The sequence below is a fragment of the Gillisia sp. CAL575 genome, assembly GCF_000403785.1.
In the GTDB taxonomy this organism is placed as follows: Bacteria; Bacteroidota; Bacteroidia; order Flavobacteriales; family Flavobacteriaceae; genus Gillisia.
The window spans coordinates 668,008-686,919 of record NZ_APHJ01000021.1; the positions used below are offsets into that span (position 1 = coordinate 668,008).

The 18,912-nt window shown below is 34.1% G+C and carries 10 protein-coding genes; 7 read left to right on the top strand and 3 right to left on the bottom strand.

The window, feature by feature from the left end; all coding sequences use genetic code 11:
• Nucleotides 1-5: 5 nt before the first annotated feature.
• Both I130_RS05755 and I130_RS05760 read right to left on the bottom strand, forming a co-directional pair.
• Entirely contained in the window at nucleotides 6-1,682 is a 1,677-nt protein-coding gene (locus I130_RS05755) for a S8 family peptidase (protein WP_034920374.1), read from the bottom strand.
• 8 nt (nucleotides 1,683-1,690) lie between these two features.
• On the bottom strand, nucleotides 1,691-2,554 hold the full coding sequence (locus tag I130_RS05760) for an MBL fold metallo-hydrolase (protein ID WP_034920376.1): 864 nt from the start codon (nucleotides 2,552-2,554) through the stop codon (nucleotides 1,691-1,693).
• Nucleotides 2,555-2,853: 299 nt separating this feature from the next.
• Here I130_RS05760 and I130_RS05765 point away from each other — a divergent pair, with 299 nt between their 5' ends.
• Complete coding sequence (locus tag I130_RS05765) at nucleotides 2,854-4,716, top strand: cation:proton antiporter (protein WP_034920378.1); 1,863 nt, start codon at nucleotides 2,854-2,856, stop codon at nucleotides 4,714-4,716.
• Between the two features lie 90 nt (nucleotides 4,717-4,806).
• Here I130_RS05765 and lepA read toward each other — a convergent pair whose 3' ends face one another.
• On the bottom strand, nucleotides 4,807-6,603 hold the full coding sequence (gene lepA, locus I130_RS05770; RefSeq protein ID WP_034920380.1) for a translation elongation factor 4: 1,797 nt from the start codon (nucleotides 6,601-6,603) through the stop codon (nucleotides 4,807-4,809).
• 501 nt (nucleotides 6,604-7,104) lie between these two features.
• Here lepA and I130_RS05775 point away from each other — a divergent pair.
• From I130_RS05775 to I130_RS05800, 6 genes are all read left to right on the top strand, one after another.
• A complete protein-coding gene (locus tag I130_RS05775; RefSeq protein ID WP_034920381.1) occupies nucleotides 7,105-8,394 on the top strand; it encodes a sugar MFS transporter in 1,290 nt (429 codons plus the stop codon).
• An 18-nt stretch (nucleotides 8,395-8,412) separates the two neighbouring features.
• Nucleotides 8,413-9,948: a beta-N-acetylhexosaminidase gene (locus I130_RS05780; protein WP_083932866.1), complete on the top strand. Its 1,536-nt coding sequence runs from the start codon at nucleotides 8,413-8,415 to the stop codon at nucleotides 9,946-9,948.
• Nucleotides 9,949-10,018: 70 nt separating this feature from the next.
• Nucleotides 10,019-10,831 carry an N-acetylmuramic acid 6-phosphate etherase gene (murQ, locus tag I130_RS05785; RefSeq protein ID WP_034920383.1) on the top strand — a complete coding sequence of 271 codons (813 nt, stop codon included), beginning with the start codon at nucleotides 10,019-10,021 and terminating at the stop codon, nucleotides 10,829-10,831.
• Nucleotides 10,832-11,001: 170 nt separating this feature from the next.
• The gene (locus I130_RS05790; RefSeq protein WP_034920385.1) at nucleotides 11,002-14,175 is read left to right on the top strand and encodes a SusC/RagA family TonB-linked outer membrane protein; all 3,174 of its coding nucleotides are present in this window, start codon (nucleotides 11,002-11,004) and stop codon (nucleotides 14,173-14,175) included.
• Nucleotides 14,176-14,185: 10 nt separating this feature from the next.
• Nucleotides 14,186-15,673: a SusD/RagB family nutrient-binding outer membrane lipoprotein gene (locus I130_RS05795; protein ID WP_034920510.1), complete on the top strand. Its 1,488-nt coding sequence runs from the start codon at nucleotides 14,186-14,188 to the stop codon at nucleotides 15,671-15,673.
• A 170-nt stretch (nucleotides 15,674-15,843) separates the two neighbouring features.
• The gene (locus tag I130_RS05800) at nucleotides 15,844-18,909 is read left to right on the top strand and encodes a SusC/RagA family TonB-linked outer membrane protein (RefSeq protein WP_034920388.1); all 3,066 of its coding nucleotides are present in this window, start codon (nucleotides 15,844-15,846) and stop codon (nucleotides 18,907-18,909) included.
• Nucleotides 18,910-18,912: the final 3 nt, after the last annotated feature.

Sequence of the window (18,912 nt, forward strand, 5' to 3'; positions counted from 1 at the left end):
ATTTGTTATTTCGATTCTTTTTCAGCTAAAATTAATGCGTTGTATAAGTTTACCATTTTTCCAGAAACAGAAAGATCTGTAAACTTTTTGTTTAATGTATTCTCACTAACAACCACCGATGCTTTTGTAGAAACACCGCTATTCATGATAATCTGCTTAACCTGAGCAGCTGTTAATTTTGGATAATAAGATCTAATTACAGCGGCAACACCAGCTACAGCAGGCGCAGCCATAGAAGTCCCTTGTAAATATTCGTAAGTATTATTTGGAGTCGTAGACCAGATCTTAGTTCCTGGTGCAAAAACATCTACATTCGATTTTCCGAAGTTTGAAAAGCCTGCAACCAAACCAGAACCATACTCATAATTTAAAGCTCCAACTGTTAATACATTATTCACGATTTCAGTCGAATTTTGTGGGGTTTGATCGTTTGGATACACCATTTTAGTATCCAGATCTAATCCTTCGTTTCCAGCTGCATTTACAATTAGAACATCTTTAGAAGCCGCATATTTTAAGGCATCTATTACAAATTCAGGATTTGGAGAAAAGTATTTTCCAAAACTGGTATTTATCACTTTTGCTCCGTTGTCTACCGCATAGCGAATACCTAAGGCAATATCTTTATCATATTCATCTCCATCTGGAACAGCGCGAATGGCCATTATTTTTACATTATTAGCCACACCATCCATCCCGAGGTTGTTACCTCTTTTTGCCGCGATAATTCCAGCTACATGAGTTCCATGCTTAACATCTTCTTTATCTTTTGTTGGCCCAGACACTTTGTTATTTCCATATTTGTTGTCTGTGATATCGTAAGGATTATCTCCCACAATAGCTCTTCCATCAAGATTTAAATTAAAATGAGTATCTATTCTATTAGTAAAATAATCTATAGCTTCACTTAATTCTTTTAATGCCGCTGGGATATTCTCATTTACGTTATTCTGAATTTGAGCAAGCATAGCTTTATACTGCTGCATTTCTTGAGTAGTAGCTTCCATCGCAGCCAATTCTTTCTTGGTATAATCCTCTTTACCAAGTTTAGCTGAAACGGCCTTATGCGCAATTGTTAGTTGTTGTTTTATTTGTTCGTATTGAGTTTTATTTTGAACATTCTCATTATATTCTTTCTCATATTCAGACTTTGCGCTTACATATACATCATACTCCGCTCTGTTTCCAGAACTTATAGCACCTGCCGGTTTTCCATCATATTTAGACTTTAACCTTTTATAAATACGGGTGTACTCCAAGTTTTCTTTAACTGCGTCCCCAAGGAAATTCCATCCATTAACATCATCTATATATCCATTGTTATCATCATCTCTACCGTTGTTGGCCACTTCTCCTCTATTCACCCAAACAACACTTTTTAAGTCTTCATGAGTTATATCTACTCCGCTATCTAAAACTGCAACAATAACCTGATTTCCGGTTTTGTTTTTAATAATTTCACTGTAAGCCTTATTTATACTCATTCCTGGAATAGTATCTGTAACCAGATCGTACTGTCCCCAATTTTTTAATTGAATATCTGTGAGCGGTGTAACTTTTAAAGGAATTTCATCTATGTTTTCTACTGGTGTAGAAATAAGAATAGGATTTGTAGTACCACAAGCAGCAAATGTAAATGCTATACCTGCAACAAATAGGGGTTTAAAAAAAGGGATTTTCATATAGAGTTTTAATTAAATAATTCGTTAAAAGTAAAAGTTTTATCTAGTCTCACACCTTTTTCGGTATGTTTAAGGGTAATTATTTCATTGTGAGCATCATGCTCTAGGAAAAGGTATAATTCCTCATCTGCAGCCTTATTTAGAAAAAGCTCTTTTTCATTAAGTGTTAATAAAGGTCTGGTATCATAACCCATTACAAATGGCAATGGAATATGCCCTGCAGTTGGCAGTAAATCTGCCATAAAAACTAATGTTTTTCCTTGATATGTAATATGAGGGATCATCTGTTTATCTGTATGTCCATCTGCAAAAAAGACACCAAAACCTAGTTCTTCAGAAATTGTAAAGGTTTTAGAGGCTTCCTTTTCAAGGAAATGAAGTTTTCCACTCTGTTCCATCGGGATAATATTCTCTTTCAAAAATGATGCTTTTTCCCTAGCATTAGGTTGTGTTGCCCATAACCAATGATCTTTATTACTCCAAAATCTGGCGTTTTTAAATGCTGGTTCATACCCTGTTCTATTTTTATTCCATTGCACGCTTCCACCACAATGGTCAAAATGAAGGTGAGTCATAAACACATCGGTGATATCGTCTCTATGAAATCCGTGTTGTTTTAGCGAATTATCTATTGAGTGATCTCCCCATTGAAAGTAATAACCAAAGAATTTTTCGCTTTGTTTATCTCCCATTCCAGTATCTATAAGAATGAGTTTATCACCCTCTTCTATTAATAAACAGCGAGCAGCTATATCAATCATATTGTTGTTGTCTGCAGGATTGGTCTTGTTCCATAAAGATTTTGGAACCACACCAAACATAGCACCTCCATCTAATTTAAAATTCCCTGCTTCTATTGGATATAATTTCATAAATAGCTATTTGAGATGCAAAGTACTAAAAGCGCTATACTTACTTATTGGCTCAACTTCAGAATTTATTATTTTTAACAAAACATTGAGGATTGTCATTACTATTAAGCAAAATTTTCACTCAGGTTAAATTCTTCTGTATTTAATTAACAGAAACATCCTATTTTTGCATTTTTAATTCTATTTTACTTTAAATTAGAATTAAAGCCCTACTAATACTTACTTTTTGAGCATTGGGAATACTAATTTTTGAATAAACTAAAAATGGTAAATGCCATTTTTAATAAAATAATTTTTGAATGCTAGAACTCGCAGGTATAATTATATTAGGAATATTGGCCCAATGGATGGCTTTTAAATTGAAGATCCCAGCTATTCTCCCACTTATATTAATAGGACTTTTTGTAGGGCCAATTTCTACATTGATTTCTGAAGATGGTACTAAATGGATAGAACCTATTTGGAATGGAGAAGAAGGTCTATTTCCAGGGGAAAGTCTATTTTATTTTGTTTCCTTAGCTATTGCTATAATACTTTTTGAAGGTGGATTAACCCTTAGAAAAAGTGAAATAGGAAATGTGGGACCGGTAATCTTGAAACTTATAAGTGTTGGGGTGGTCGTTACTTTTTTCGGTGCAGGATTAGCCGCACATTTTATTTACGATTTTTCATGGGAGATTTCATTCCTTTTCTCTTCTTTAATAATAGTTACGGGGCCAACGGTAATCACTCCTATCCTTAGAAATATACCTTTAAAAAAGCATGTTTCCTCCATTTTAAAATGGGAAGGAATATTAATAGACCCTATAGGAGCTTTAGTTGCTGTACTTGTTTATGAATTTATAAGAGTAGAAAGCGGTGCAGATTTTACCCAAACAGCACTTATCGAATTCGGAAAAATCGTTCTTTTCGGTTTCACCTTCGGATTTACATTTGCACATGTATTAGCTTTTGCAATTAAAAAAGATGTAATTCCACATTACCTTCTAAATGTTTTCACTTTAGCAACAGTTTTAGGTGTATTTGTATTATCTGATATGTTCGCTCATGAAAGCGGATTATTGGCAGTTGTAATTATGGGAATGGTTATGGGGAATACCAAATTACCAAATCTTAAGGAGCTTCTATACTTCAAGGAATCATTGAGTGTGCTGCTTATTTCTATACTTTTTATTCTGCTGGCAGCAAATATGGAAATTGAAGATCTTTTATTGGTCTATAATTTCAAAGCACTAATGTTATTTGGAGCTGTCGTATTGATAATTCGTCCTTTAGGTGTGATCTTAAGTTCAATTGGAGCAGGACTAAAAGTAAATGAAATTGCTTTTATTAGTTGGGTTGGTCCAAGAGGTATTGTTGCAGCAGGTATAGCTTCTTTATTCGGATTAAAGCTTGCTAGTGAAGGTGTGGAAGGAGCAGAATATATTACTCCTTTGGTATTCATGATCGTATTATGTTCCGTTTTACTGAATGCTACAACTGCTAGATTATTTGCAAAACTGGTAGGTGTATTTATCACCAATTCTGAAGGGATCTTAATAATTGGAGCATCTTCAGTCTCCAGGATTATAGCTAAATATCTGAAAGATAACAATAGGCATGTTGTTGTTGTAGATAATAACTTTTCGAACATTAGAAAAGCAAAGGCCTTGGGAATTGAAGCTTTAGAAGGAAGTGTATATTCAGATGATCTTTTAAATAATATAGAATTAAGTGATATTGGATATTTAATGGCAATAACTGGGAACAGTGACATTAACAAAACAGCGATCAATAAATTTCAGAAACAATTTGGCGAACAAGGCTCCTTTAGGCTTATTTCTACCGATGAAATGAGCGATCCTGAAAGAAACCCCGAGCAAGGATTATTCTCTCATACAGACGATTTTATTAAGCTTACAGAGGTATCTAGAAGATATCCAACTATTCATGAAATCGTATTGAATAGCCGTGAGCATTACGAAGGAATTATTGAGATCTCCAAGACTGAATCTGAAATGGTTCCGTTATTTGTAAAAAATGATACTGGAGATTTAAAAATTATTCCATCTCATAGCCAAGAGGTAGAAATCAAGGAAGGATTTGCTTTAGTATATCTAGGTAAAGAGATTCCAAATAAAGAAGAACAGAAAAAAGAGGATGTAGAACGCACTGAGGATTAGTGATTTCTATAGTATTATTTCTATAACCAAAAAGGTCCCAAACTATGTAGCTTGGGACCTTTTTTGATTTTGTATAATTAGATAAATTCCCTAATCGTTTAATTTAAGAACGGCCATAAAGGCTTCTTGTGGAATTTCCACATTTCCCACTAATCTCATACGTTTTTTACCTTTTTTCTGCTTTTCAAGTAATTTTCTCTTTCTGGAAATATCACCACCATAACATTTCGCGGTAACATCTTTTCTTAAAGCTTTTACCGTTTCTCTAGAAATAATCTTTGCACCAATAGCAGCTTGTATAGGAATATCAAATTGTTGTCTCGGGATTAATTCCCTTAATTTTTCACACATTTTCTTTCCAATATCATAAGCATTATCTGCGTGTAATAACGCAGAAAGTGCATCAACAATACTTGCGTTAAGCAATACATCTACTTTTACAAGTTTAGATGCTCTCATTCCTATTGGAGAATAATCAAAGGAAGCATATCCTTTAGAAACAGTTTTTAATCTGTCGTAAAAATCGAATACGATCTCTGCTAAAGGCATATCAAAAGTTAATTCTACTCTTTCAGGAGTAAGATAGTTTTGATTGGTAATTTGACCTCTTTTTTCAATACATAAAGACATTACAGAACCCACAAAATCTGATTTTGTAATGATGCTTGCTTTTATGAAAGGCTCTTCTACTCTATTTAGACTTGAAGGATCTGGTAGATCTGATGGATTATTTACCAGAATTTTTGTGTCTGGATTTTTATGAGTAAAAGCATGATAAGATACGTTAGGAACAGTTGTAATAACCGTCATATCAAATTCACGCTCTAATCTTTCTTGTATAATTTCCAAGTGAAGCATTCCTAAGAATCCACATCTAAATCCAAAACCAAGAGCGGCTGAACTTTCTGGAACAAATACTAGGGAGGCATCATTTAGCTGAAGTTTTTCCATAGAAGAACGCAAATCTTCATAATCTTCGGTATCTACAGGATAAATTCCGGCAAAAACCATCGGTTTTACGTCTTCAAATCCAGCAACAGCTTCTGTAGTTGGGTTTTTAGCATCAGTAATTGTATCTCCTACCTTTACTTCTCGCGCATCTTTAATTCCGGTAATTAAATATCCTACATCCCCAGCTTTAATTTCTTTCTTAGGATCCTGTTTCAATCTTAAGGTTCCCACTTCATCTGCAAAATAGTCCTTACCTGTTGCAACAAATTTTATATGCTGTCCTTTTTTAATAGAACCATTTATCACTCTAAAATAAGTTTCTACACCTCTAAAAGGATTATAAACCGAATCGAAGATCAAAGCTCGAAGTGGAGCATCTATTTTACCAGATGGAGCAGGAATACGCTCTATAATTGCCGAAAGTATTTCTTCAATTCCAATCCCAGTTTTTGCACTGGCAGGAATTACATCTTCTATATTACATCCTAATAATTCAACGATATCATCTGTTACCACTTCTATGTTAGCACTTGGAAGATCCACTTTATTAAGTACTGGAATAATTTCCAGATCATTCTCTAAAGCAAGATACAAGTTAGAAATAGTTTGAGCTTGGATACTTTGTGCAGCATCTACAATTAGCAATGCGCCCTCACAAGCTGCGATAGATCGAGATACCTCGTAAGAGAAATCTACGTGACCAGGAGTATCAATAAGATTTAATACATACTCTTCACCTTTATAGGTATAATTCATTTGGATCGCGTGACTTTTAATAGTAATTCCACGCTCGCGTTCCAGGTCCATACTGTCCAGTAATTGAGCCTGACTTTCACGATCGGTCACAGATCCCGTAAATTCCAGCAATCTGTCTGCCAGAGTACTTTTTCCGTGATCTATATGGGCAATTATACAAAAGTTACGTATGTTCTTCATGAGTCAATTTCAGAGTTGATTAGGCCAATAAATACCCATCATATTAAAGTTTACAAATATAGTTTTTTTAATATGGTTTGTATAAATATTCTTACCTGCGGTTGGCAAAATCGAAATTATGGATGAGAAGTTGTTAAAATTTCAATTTTTAAATCTAATATTGAAGTTATTCGATGTCTGAATAAAATATTGAAGACTTTTTTCACCAAACCAAACTGTAAAAAATTACTAAACATATAAAAGATTACAAAAAAAATTATAGAAGTATTTGGTTTTATTAAAAAAAGACTTCTTCTTTGTTGGTAGAAAAGCTAAATATTAGACGGTTAACTATTTTGAATTAAGCTGTTTATTTTTTTTAATTTAATTTAAATGTTATCGTTAGAAGGCTCGATTAGAATATTTCAATAATATTTATGTAGCATCATTATCTATAGTTTTCGAAGAATTAAGAACTGTGATCATATCATCTTTAATTAATCTTACATAAGAGTACCTTCTATGAAAAATCAATCTATTTCTGATACTGCTGCACAGAAGAATGCAAAATCTGGAACTAACCGTTCCATAATTATTATTGGTGCCCTCTTTTTCATTTTCGGATTCGTCACATGGTTGAACTCGGTTTTAATTCCTTATTTAAAAATCGCATGCGAATTAAATAATTTTGAAGCTTATTTTGTGGCTTTCGCATTTTATATCGCTTATTTGGTTATGGCCTTACCCTCGGCCTGGATTCTTAAATTAACTGGTTTTAAAAAAGGAATGTCTCTCGGCTTGCTAGTGATGGCGGTAGGATCTCTAATTTTTGTTCCCGCAGCCTACTCACGTACTTATGAGCTGTTCTTGCTAGGATTATTTGTTCAAGGAACAGGTTTAGCAATCCTTCAAACAGCTGCTAATCCCTATGTAACTATACTTGGACCTATAGAGAGTGCTGCAAAGCGAATTAGTATTATGGGGATTTGTAATAAAGTAGCCGGTGCTATTGCTCCAATTATTTTAGGTGCTATTGCGCTAAAGGATGTAGATGCTTTAGTCGAAAATCTTAAAGTAATGCCGGTTGCCCAAAAAATAGCAGAACTGGATCTTCTTTCAGAAAGAGTAATCTTCCCTTATTTAATTATGATGGGAGTGCTAATCGTTCTAGCTACTTTAATTTATTTTTCAACTTTACCTGAAGTGGATACAGATCAAGAAGATGAAGAATTGGCACATACTAATAGCAAAAAAACAAGTATTTTTCAATTTCCACATTTGTTGTTGGGAGCTTTAGCACTTTTCTTATATGTAGGAGTAGAAGTTATTGCCGGAGATACAGTAATTAGTTATGGGGTTGCTCAAGGGATCTCTTTCGCTAATGCAAAATTCTTTACCACCTATACCTTAATTGCTATGTTAGTTGGTTATGTAATTGGAATTTTATGTATTCCTAAATACTTGTCCCAAGAAAAAGCATTAAAAATCTCTGCAGTTCTTGGATTAGCACTTGGTCTTGGAGCTATATTTTCAGATGGATTTGTATCTGTGCTCTGTATTTCATTGTTAGGTATTGCAAATGCATTGGTTTGGCCAGCAATTTGGCCAATGGCAATTTCAGGTTTAGGTAGATTTACCAAAGTTGGATCTTCCTTAATGATTATGGCTATCGCTGGTGGCGCTATTATGCCTTTGGTTTACGGATTTTTTGCAGATCTTTCTTCTCCACAAAAGGCCTATTGGGTGGTGATTCCCTGTTATTTGTACATTTTATACTTTGCTACCTCAGGATATAAAATAAGAACCAAATAGACCAATAAATTCTAAAAAATGAAGAGCTATATAAAGAACCTGCTGTTATTTATTTTGACGGTCTCTGTGTTTGGCTGTTCTTCCTCAAGATCCACATCCTTAATTAGAGAAGCTAATCCTACAATAGCTATTATTCCTAAGCCACAATTTTTAAAAGTGGAAAGGGGAATGTATAGGATACCGAAAAACAACATTATTTCTTATTCGGGATCAGCTCTAGTTTCTGCAGAACTGCTAAATACATTACTATTAAAAGCTAATTTAAATAGTAAAATCTCGCAGAATTCAGACCGAGGAAATTTTAGGATAGTCGAGGATTTTTCATTAATAATGGAATTGGGCGAGGAAGGTTACATCCTCGACATTAATAAAGAGGGAGTAACACTCAAGGCTGCAAGTGAAGCGGGAATTTTCTATGGAATCCAAAGCCTAAGACAACTTTTGCCTTCCAGTTTAGAGGATGGCTCGTTAAACTCTAAAAACATTTTAATACCCAAACTTCATATACAAGATTCTCCCAAATATACTTGGAGAGGAAGTATGATAGATGTTGCCAGGAGCTATTTTGGAATCGATTATTTAAAGGATCACCTTGATAGGATGGCCCTTTATAAAATGAATAGACTTCACCTTCACTTAACAGATGACCAAGGTTGGAGGTTGGAATTAAAAAGTAAACCCCAACTTACTGAAATAGGTGGAAATGGATCAGTTAAAAATGGAAGATCTGGCTACTTGTCTATAGAAGATTATAAAAAATTGCAAACTTATGCAAAAGAGAGACATATTGTTATTATCCCAGAAATAGATCTTCCCGGTCACACGTATGCAGCTCTTGTTTCATATCCAGAATTAAATTGTGAAGACCTAAGTAACCTTAACCCGAAAATGGCATCTCCACCTGAACTATTTGATGGCTATAAGGTGGGCTGGAGTAAATTATGTCTTACTAATCCTGAAACTTATAATTTTGTAGCTGAAGTTTTTAAAGAAGTATCAGAATTAACTATTGGTCCTTGGATACATATTGGAGGTGATGAAATTAAAGATGACCTCTATGAAAATTTTATAGTTAAAGCAGATTCTATTGTTAGAAGCTTTGGAAAAACTCCAATTGGTTGGGAAGAAGTTTCTAAGGCTAAGGTGAGTAAAGACCTCATAAGCCAGAGGTGGAATGGGAAGACGATTCCGCATAACAGTTCTAAGGTTATAGAGTCTATTTGCACTAGTTTTTATTTGGATCATGCAAATATTTCTGGCCAGGAACATACCAATAACTGGTGTAAAAAATCTGGAGTTACTTTAGAAGATATTTATGGTTTTATAGATAAAGAAGAAGAAATAATAGGTGTAGAGGCACCAGTTTGGACAGAATTGGTGATAACCGACGCAATGCTAGATAACCGTCTTTGGCCTAGATTAATAGCAGTTGCAGAGATTGGTTGGTCTCAGTCTCATAATGATTTCAAAGAATTCTCAACGCGGTTGAAAGATCACAAATTAAGATTGAAAGCATTGAACATAGATTTTTTTCCATCGGCAGAATTAGATTGATATAATTTACAACCTATAATAGTTTTACAGAATATAACTAAACCTTCCCTATAAATAAATAATCACACCTATGAGTAAAAGAACAACTGAGCAAAGCTCACTATATAATGATTTGGAGAAGATGGAAACATATGAATTATTAGTTAATATTAATAATGAAGATAAAAAAGTTGCTGTTGCTATAGAAAAAGTAATTCCCAATATAGAAAAATTAGTAGATTCCATTGTTTCAAAGATTTCAAATGACAATGGTAGGCTTTTCTATATAGGAGCTGGTACTAGTGGGAGATTAGGAGTTTTAGATGCATCAGAATGTCCTCCAACTTTTGGAGTATCAGATAATGTGATAATAGGACTAATAGCAGGAGGAGATGTTGCCCTAAGAAAAGCAGTAGAAAATGCAGAAGACAATAAGAATCAGGCATGGGATGACCTTAAAGAATTCAATATCAATAAAAATGATGTTCTAATAGGAATTGCAGCATCTGGAACAACGCCTTATGTAATTGGAGGTGTTAAAAAGGCTCGAGAGAACGGGTTGGTTACTGGTTGTATTACCAATAATGCTTATTCACCATTAGCTGATGCTGTAGAATTTCCAATTGAAGTGGTTGTGGGACCAGAATTTGTCACGGGAAGCACTAGAATGAAATCAGGATCCGCGCAAAAGCTTGTCCTCAATATGATTTCGACTTCTGTAATGATAAAATTAGGAAGAGTTAAAGGTAATAAGATGGTGGATATGCAACTTTCTAATAGCAAATTGGTAGACCGCGGTATTAAGATGATTATGGAAGAATTGAAATTAAATGAAAATGAAGCCTCAGAATTGTTACAAAAGCACAAAAATGTGCGTTTAGCTATCTTAAATCATAAAAAATAAAGACACTTATCTAAAAATTTTATATAAGTTTAACTTTAACCCATAAATTTTAACGTTAATTGTATTTTTTTCATTAATATTATGCATCTAAAATTGTTAAGTCAAATATTTTAGTAATACTTCGGTATTTAATTAAAAATCAATAACAGTTTATTAAATAGATCTAAATTATGGAAAAACGATTACTCTTAATTTTACTCTGCTTTATTGGAATGCAGGCGTTCGCCCAAGAGCGGATGGTGACAGGAACAGTCATAGATAGTAACGGTTTGCCTGTTACAGGAGCTTCGGTGTATATAAAGGATACGAGTAACGGTACCGTAACCGATATTGATGGTAAGTTCTCTTTAAGTGCGCCAGACAATACTGATGCGGTATTAGTTATTTCCTCTTTAGGATTTGATCCAAAAGAACTCAGTCTAGGGGATAAAAATACTTTTAATGTAACACTAGTTGAAAATCTAGAGGGATTAGATGAAGTTGTGGTAACGGCCTTAGGTATTAAAAGAGAATCCAAAGCCTTAGGTTACTCCTTAACTGAAGTAGGAGGAGATGATTTATCTCAAGTAAAAACAACAAGTGCTATAAATTCATTACAAGGTAGGGTTGCAGGTGTAAATATTTCAACAAGTAGTACGGGTGCTTCAGGTTCTAGTCGGGTTATTATTCGTGGCGCTAGTTCATTAACTGGAAATAATCAGCCTCTTTATGTTGTTGACGGGATACCGATAATAAATCAAACTAACGGTTCCGCAGTAGGTGCATTTGGTGGAGAACATGGAGATGGTGGAGATGACATTTCTTCTATCAATCCAGATGATATTAAAACTGTTTCTATCTTAAAAGGTAGCTCCGCAGCAGCACTATATGGATCACAAGCTTCTAACGGTGTTATAATGATTACTACCAAATCTGGAAAAGGTCAAAAAGGAATGGGTGTTGAATATTCAAGTTCTTTTACCTTCGACAAGGTAAATACTGATCTTCAGAATTTTCAAACTGAATATGGACAGGGAAATAATGCCTTAAAGCCTGGTTTTGAATATAATGATGATGGAAGTATTGGAGAAATTTCTGATCCGGCCAATGCTATAGATGATTCATTTACAAGTGCTTTACAATCTTGGGGGGCTAAATTAGATGGATCACAAGTCTATAATTGGGACGGAGTTAAAAGGGCATATTCTAATACTGGAAATAATTTAGATAAATTTTACAAAACTGGAACTACTGCTATTAATACAGTTGCGTTGTCAAATGCAGGAGATATTTATAGTTATCGTTTATCATTTTCTAACTTAGAAAACAAAGATATTTTCCCAAATACTAATTTAAATAGGAAATCATTTTCCTTTAATGCTTCTGCTAAAATTAATCCAAGATTAACATCTACAATCAATACAAAGTATATACTAGAAAAGGTTCATAATCGAATCACCGTGGGAGATACACCTGGAAATGCCAATACAGTCGCCTTCACACTCCCTAATAGCTTAGATATTTATAATTTAAAGCCAGGATCCAATGAAGAGGGTACAGAGCTTAGATTTCAACCTAGTCAGTTTATTTCCAATCCATATTGGGCAGTAAACAACTTTAATAATGATGACAAAAAAAATAGATTTATAGCTTCTACTACTTTAAAATATGACATAACGGATTGGTTATATGCCACTGGGAGGGCTGGTTTAGATACTTATGAGTTAACTAGAAGACAAGTTACACCTTTTGGGACGGCATACCGGCCAGCAGGTAGAATGACTCAAGGAAAGTCTACCTACAAGTTGTTTGATGCAGATTTGATGTTAGGAATAGATAAAGATTTGACCGATAAAATTTCTACGAATTCTATTATTGGAGCTAATACCAGAACATCATCCTATGATGCATTGAATGCTGTAGGGAGTTTATTTGTTGTTATTGGTCTAGAGGATATTAATAATACAACACTTCCAGAACCTTCATATAATTTCTACGAAACTAAAACGAATTCACTTTATGGGTCGTTTGAAACAGCCTACGATGAATTCTTATTTGTAACTTTTACAGGGAGAAATGAATGGTACTCTACACTTTCTTTTCCTGGAAAAACTTCTCCCAACAATGATTTCTATTGGTCTTTAAGTAGTAGCTTTTTATTAAATAAGGCTTTTGAATTACCAAAAAGTATTGATTATGCTAAAATAAGAGCAAGTTATGCGCAAGTAGCTGGAGGAGCAAGCAATGCATATGCCTTAAATTTGGATTATGCTGTTACTGGTTCATTTCAGGGACAATCCTTTGGGCAAATAAACGGGAATTCAATACCGAACGCGAATTTAGTTCCATTTCAAAAAAAGGAATATGAAATTGGCTTAGATAGTAGATTTTTCGGTAATCGCTTAAGTATAGATCTTGCATATTATTCAAATCAAACCACTAATGATATTGTTAGAGCGGCGGCATCTTTATCTTCTGGATATAATTCCTCAATTCTTAACATTGGAGAATTACAAAATAAAGGAATAGAACTTTTAGTGGCTGGATATCCTATTAGGAATGAAAATTTTTCATGGAATACTTCTTTTAACCTTGGTTATAATGATAGTAAAATTGTTTACACCGATGACGAAGAAACTGCTATTAATGTGGATGGAAGTTTGTCTCGTTCAAAAAACGCGATTATCTCTCATATTGTTGGTGAACATTATGGGGTGATTTTCGGTTCTTCATATAAAAGAGATGATAACGGAAATATTATTTATGACATTAGTGGCTCTATTCCAAAACCAGTACAAGGAGAAAATAAAATTTTGGGTCAAGGTGTAGCACCATATACCGTTGGTTTCTCAAATTCATTTAATTATAAAAATGTCACACTTAATTTTCTAATTGATGGGAAATTTGGAGGAAGTGTTCACTCTGGGACTAATAGAGAATTAATGATGAGGGGGTTACATAAAAAGACTTTGGAAGGAAGAGAGACAGGATTGGAAGTGACCGGAGTAGATAATGCTACTGGGGAAACTTTTACAATGACTGTGGCTCCTGAAAATTTAAGAACATACTACGGATTTATTGGAGAAGAAAATTCTGGTATCGCTGAAGAATTTGTCTACTCTACAGATTTTATTAAGTTTAGAGAACTAAGTCTTTCCTACAACCTGCCTAAGAGTTATTTAGAAAATGTGTTTTTACGCGATGTAAGATTTTCTGTTATAGGAAGGAACCTATTCTTTATTTCAAAAAAGGTTGATAATATTGATCCGGAAGCTTCTTTAAATAATCTGAATTCTCAAGGTATAGAGCGATTTGGAATTCCAGCGACAAGAAGTTTAGGGCTTTCTTTTAATGTTAAATTTTAAAAATAATAACATGAAAAAAATATTGATAATCTTAATAATGGTATTTGTCACGGGGTCTTGTGATGATGGATTTGATGAAATAAATGTAAATCCTACCAAACCCACTCAATTAGATCCTTCTACCAAATTAACTTATACTCAATTATATACTGGAGGGAGTAGTTATGTAGCTCATTTATTTTATAACGTAATTCATTTGATGCAGAATGTGCAACACTTGAATAATACCTCTTATATTTCTTTTGTTTATAAGGAAGGAAGTACAGAATGGCTATTTGAAGAACAATATAAAACTACTGTTAAAAGTATTGTTGATCTAGAAGCCCAATTATTAGAAAGTGAAGATCCAACGGCGGAGGCTGATTTGGCAATTGCGAGAATTCAAAAGGTTCTGATATTTAGTAGACTTACCGACGCTTATGGGGATATTCCATATAGTGAAGCAGGTAAAGGTTTTCTGGAGGGTATTCGTTTCCCTGCATATGATAAGCAAAGTGATATTTATGCAGACATGCTATCACTTTTAGAAAGTTCATCAACAACATTAAGTCAAGGAGGTCCAAATTCCTATGGATCTGCAGATCTAATGTTTGGTGGAGATAATGAGAAATGGCAAAAATTTTCTAATTCGCTTATGTTGCGCTTAGCGATGCGAATGGTAAAAGTAGATGAATCTGCCGCCCAAAGTTGGGCTACAAAAGCAATAAATGGTGGAGTTATGGAAAGTAATTCCGATATAGCCTATATTAAATATGAAAATTCCTCCAACGATGGAGGCCCAAATGTTAACCCACTTACAAAAAGCTTTACTTCACGGGCTCCCACTCAAGTTAAAATTTCAAAAACTTTTCTGGACTTTTTACAAGAAAGGAATGACCCTCGGATTTCTGTTTTAAGTTCCACAGTGGACGGTGATACCAGTCCAGAATTGCAGTCTGGACAAGATATAAATAATCCTAGTAGAGGAATTGCAAATTCAAAACCAAATATAAATTTATTTGGTGGGTCGGGAGTTGTAGTTTATGACGCTCCATATTTCTTTCAAACCTATGCAGAAGTAGAATTTATGCTAGCTGAAGCAGCAGAGCGATGGGGAATAGCCGGTGGTGATGTTGAGTTCCATTATAACGCAGGAGTTAAGTCTGCGATGGAACAATTATCCATGTATGGCGAAGGTGGTATCATTTCTCAAGAATCAATTGACACCTATTTAGTAGAAAATCCTTTCGTAAATGGACAAGCTCTAAAAATGATTAATGAACAATATTGGGTAGCAACTTTTGGAAATGGGCTAGAGACCTTTTCCAACTGGAAGAGATCAGGTTATCCTAATTTAGAACCTATTGCTGTGGCAGATCTTTTAACAAATGGTCAAATTCCAAGAAGATTTGTATATCCAGGTTCTGAAAAATTGAATAATCCCGCGAATGTTGAAGCAGCGACTGATCAACAAGGGGGAGATGAATTAACCACAAGAATGTGGTGGGATGTGAATTAATAAGTAATTAAATACATATTTCCAAAAAAGGCCTGACGACAAATATGGAGTAGATCCTTAGCTATTAAAAAGACAATATCAATAACTGCTTAGTGCAAAAAATAATCACACCAAAATAGTTCTCTTGTTCAAAAAGTATTGAATTGAGCTTTTTAAAATCAACTTAAATTATGAAAAAACATTTACAGAAAGCACTATTGTTTTTAGTGTGCCTCTTCTCATTTCAAATGTGGGCACAAGAGAGAGAAATATCTGGTGTGGTTCAAGACAAAGATGGAATACTCTTACCAGGAGTATCTGTTTTTGTTAAGGATACAGATAAAGGTACCGTTACTAATTTTGATGGGGAATTTAATTTAAATATTCCAGACAAAACCTCGCCTATATTAGTGTTCTCCTCATTAGGTTTTATAACTCAAGAAATTGTTTTAGGTAACAATGACGTTTTAAACGTTAAAATGGACACAGATACTGAAAGTTTGGATGAGGTAGTGGTAACTGCCCTTGGTATTAAACGAGAGAAAAAAGCCTTAGGATATGCTGTTCAATCTGTAAATTCTGATAAATTATTGGAGGGTAATAATTCTAGTATGGTCAATGGTTTACAAGGTAAAGTTTCTGGTGTAACCGTTGCTAATTCTGGTGGAGCACCAGGTTCTTCAGCCGTGATCTTAATTAGAGGTGGATCTTCTATTACTGGAAATAATCAACCTTTAATAGTAGTAGATGGTATTCCCATAGATAACTCTACAAATTCGAGTTTAGAAGTTGCTAGTACTAACAGAGCATCAGACATTAATCCAGAAGATATTGAAAGCGTTTCTGTGCTAAAAGGGCCTGCCGCTGCAGCACTTTATGGTATTCAGGCAGCAGAAGGAGCTGTGATAATTACAACTAAAAAAGGAAAAGCAGGAGTTAGTACTATTTCTTACTCAGGTACCGTATCTTTTGATAATATTCTAGGAACTCCAGATGTTCAAAATATGTATGCTCAAGGTCAGCAATTAGAGTCTGAAACAGGAGTTATTAGTTATGATCCGGATTCTCCATTTTCTTGGGGAGAAAGGTTAAGCAATGGAGCTCAAACCTTTGATCATATTAAAGATTTTTACGATAGTGCTATTACTTATAATAATAATCTTAGTTATTCTGGAGGATCAGAAAAAAATCTTGTGTACTTTTCTATTGGAGATCTATCCCAAGATGGAGTTGTAAGTGGAACTAGTTATGATAAAACTTCATTTAAATTAAATACAACTTCAAAACTCACAGATAAATTTACAATTGGTGCTTCAGCGAACTATATAGTAACAGAAACAAATAGTACCAAACAAGGGAATTCTGCGGGTAGTAGCTATAGCAGTTTATTATCTTATCCTGTAAATGTTGATATTAATGATTATCTGAATACTGATGGTTCTCAAAAAATGATCTATCCAGATCAAACTTATGACAACCCTTATTGGAGTATTGCTAATAGCCCTAATACAAACAAAGTTCATAGATTATTGGGAATTATAAGTCTTAGTTACGATTTCTTAAATGACTTTAATATCTCCTACAAACTAGGAACAGATTATTATAATGATTTTAGCAAAAGAATTACAGGAGATGGATCTCTAATTGAAAATCGTGGGGATGGATATATAAGTCAATTTCAAAGCGAACATAGAAGAACCACTTCCAATTTTTTATTAAGTTATGATAAAGACATTACTGAAGATTTTAACTTTAGTGCATTAGTAGGAAATACTGTTGAAGACTTAAGAATCCATTCAACTTACAACTATGGGAGAGGATTTCAGGCTCCTGGTATTTATAGTATAGGAAATGTACTTCAGTCCAACCAGTCAATTTCAGAATTACTTACCAGAAAAAGAACTGTTGGGGTATTTGGAGAATTAAAATTCTCTTGGAAAAATGCATTGTTCTTAAATGCTACTGGCCGTAATGACTGGTCTTCAACTTTACCAGAAAACAAGAGATCTTTTTTTTATCCTTCTATAGGAGCTTCAGCAATTATTACAGATTTATTTAAAAATGCTGGTACAGACATTACTTCATCAAAAGGACTAACTTATCTAAAATTTAGAACCACTTGGGCTAAGGTTGGAAAAGATGCACCAATTGGAGCATTAGAAAGTTCTTTAGGAACAAATATTAACGGTTTAGCTAGTTCGGCCTATACTTATAATGGAGTAAATGTAGGTAACCCTAATTTAGAACCAGAGTTTACAGACAGTTATGAATTTGGTATAGATTCTAGATTCTTTGAAAGCAGATTAAGTTTTGACTTGAGTGTGTATTATAGCAAATCTGACAATCAGATACTAAGAGACATTCGAGTTCCTCCATCTGCAGGAACCTTTTACGCTACACTAAATGGTGGATCTATTATTAATAAAGGTATTGAAGCCTTAGTATCTGTAAAATTACTTCCGAAAAAATCTAAGTTACAATGGAATATGGATTATAACTTTGGGCTTAATAAAAGTGAGGTTAAAGATCTACCAGGACAACTAAATGAAGTATACCTGTCAGACTCTTGGACATTTAATAATACGGCTGCAGGAGCAGCAATACTTGATGGTTCCTTATTTGGATTAAGAGGTAAGAGACCAGTTAGAAATGATAACGGAGATGTAGTAGTGAATCCAAGTGGATTGCCAAGTTTAGAAACAGCAGTTTTTGAAGATGTTAGTAGATTACCAGATTGGACTTTGGGGATTTCAAACTCTTTAAGCTACCAGAACTTCAACTTATCTTTCTTATTGGATATTGTTCAAGGTAACGATGTTTACAATGCAACAGAATCTGCACTTCAATATAACGGATTAAGTGCTCAAACGGCAAACAGAGATGAAAGTATAATTATTTCTGGGGTAGATGCTAATGGTGCTCCAAATACTGTTCAGGTTAATAAGGACCAAGCTTACTATCAAACCTATTATTCTCAAAATGCAGAGAATTTTATAGAAGATGGATCATTTGCCAGATTGAGATATGTTACGCTAACTTATAATTTACCAACTTCTCTAATGGACAAACTATCTTTAAGATCGGCTCAATTGTATGCCACTGGGAGAAATTTATTGACAATAACAGATTATAGCGGAGTAGACCCAGAAGTAAATACTTACGGAGCAGGAATTGCCGGAGCAGGATCTGTTGGAATAGACAATTTAGGAACTCCAAATACTAAAGGATTTGATTTAGGACTAAGATTTAAATTTTAAGAA

Bases quoted from the DNA above. Each gene is read 5' to 3' on its own strand.
- I130_RS05755 (WP_034920374.1), bottom strand. From the start codon at position 1,682: ATGAAAATCCCTTTTTTTAAACCCCTATTTGTTGCAGGTATAGCATTT.
- I130_RS05760 (WP_034920376.1), bottom strand. From the start codon at position 2,554: ATGAAATTATATCCAATAGAAGCAGGGAATTTTAAATTAGATGGAGGT.
- I130_RS05765 (WP_034920378.1), top strand. From the start codon at position 2,854: ATGCTAGAACTCGCAGGTATAATTATATTAGGAATATTGGCCCAATGG.
- lepA (WP_034920380.1), bottom strand. From the start codon at position 6,603: ATGAAGAACATACGTAACTTTTGTATAATTGCCCATATAGATCACGGA.
- I130_RS05775 (WP_034920381.1), top strand. From the start codon at position 7,105: ATGAAAAATCAATCTATTTCTGATACTGCTGCACAGAAGAATGCAAAA.
- I130_RS05780 (WP_083932866.1), top strand. From the start codon at position 8,413: ATGAAGAGCTATATAAAGAACCTGCTGTTATTTATTTTGACGGTCTCT.
- murQ (WP_034920383.1), top strand. From the start codon at position 10,019: ATGAGTAAAAGAACAACTGAGCAAAGCTCACTATATAATGATTTGGAG.
- I130_RS05790 (WP_034920385.1), top strand. From the start codon at position 11,002: ATGGAAAAACGATTACTCTTAATTTTACTCTGCTTTATTGGAATGCAG.
- I130_RS05795 (WP_034920510.1), top strand. From the start codon at position 14,186: ATGAAAAAAATATTGATAATCTTAATAATGGTATTTGTCACGGGGTCT.
- I130_RS05800 (WP_034920388.1), top strand. From the start codon at position 15,844: ATGAAAAAACATTTACAGAAAGCACTATTGTTTTTAGTGTGCCTCTTC.